This window comes from Bradyrhizobium cosmicum, assembly GCF_032290525.1.
GTDB classification, from domain to species: domain Bacteria; phylum Pseudomonadota; class Alphaproteobacteria; order Rhizobiales; family Xanthobacteraceae; genus Bradyrhizobium; species Bradyrhizobium cosmicum_A.
This window is the reverse complement of record NZ_JASXTA010000081.1, coordinates 1-625: the sequence shown is the minus strand read 5'-3', so window position 1 is coordinate 625 and position 625 is coordinate 1. Positions and strand designations below refer to the sequence as shown.

2 protein-coding genes are annotated in these 625 nt (G+C 62.6%); one reads left to right on the top strand and one right to left on the bottom strand.

The genetic code is table 11. The features are described from left to right. Nucleotides 1-168, top strand: a 168-nt coding sequence (locus QSV46_RS39125) for a transposase domain-containing protein (protein ID WP_314964013.1), incomplete at its 5' end; no start/stop codon positions are given. Between the two features lies 1 nt (nt 169). Here QSV46_RS39125 and QSV46_RS39120 read toward each other — a convergent pair. Further along, complete coding sequence (locus tag QSV46_RS39120) at nt 170-343, bottom strand: hypothetical protein (protein WP_314964012.1); 174 nt, start codon at nt 341-343, stop codon at nt 170-172. Nucleotides 344-625 lie beyond the last annotated feature (282 nt).

The following is a 625-nucleotide window of genomic DNA, read 5'->3' as shown; positions in this document are numbered from 1 at the left end:
TCGCTCATCAACACGGCAAAGCTGCACGACATGGACCCGCGGCACTATCTGACCGATGTTCTCGAGCGCATCGTCTCTGGACGCACCAAGATCAATCAGCTGAACACGCTGCTGCCGTGGAATTGGAAAACCGAGCGCGACGGTTCGGAGGCAAAGCTCGCCGCTTGATTCAGCTCGACGGCAAGGCGTCGGGAACTTCCTGCGCATCGCTGGCATCGTCGTAGATCTCTTCGCGGATCACGCGCAGCGTCACCTCGTGCAGGTATACTTGCAGCGCCCCCCCGAGCTCGGTGAACTCCGGCAGCAGGACGCGATCGACGAAGCCCCGTGACGCACGGACCATCACCGTGTTGCGTCGCTGCCGGCGATAACAAAACGGCCGCAGCCCATATCGGCGGCAAAGCGCCAGAAAAAGGTGCCGAGACCACTGGTCGGGAAGTGAGAATTGCTATTCGATCGGTGAATCGTGGCGAGCGAGTTCCTCGACCCGGGCCCGCACCCGCTGCAGCGCGGCTTCCGCCGCAAGGCGCTCACCAGCAGTGCCGGCACCCACGAACAACGCCTCGATCTTCCGAAGCTTCTCGCGCAGCTGCGACTCGCTGTTCATTCTGATCCCGTTGCCCGC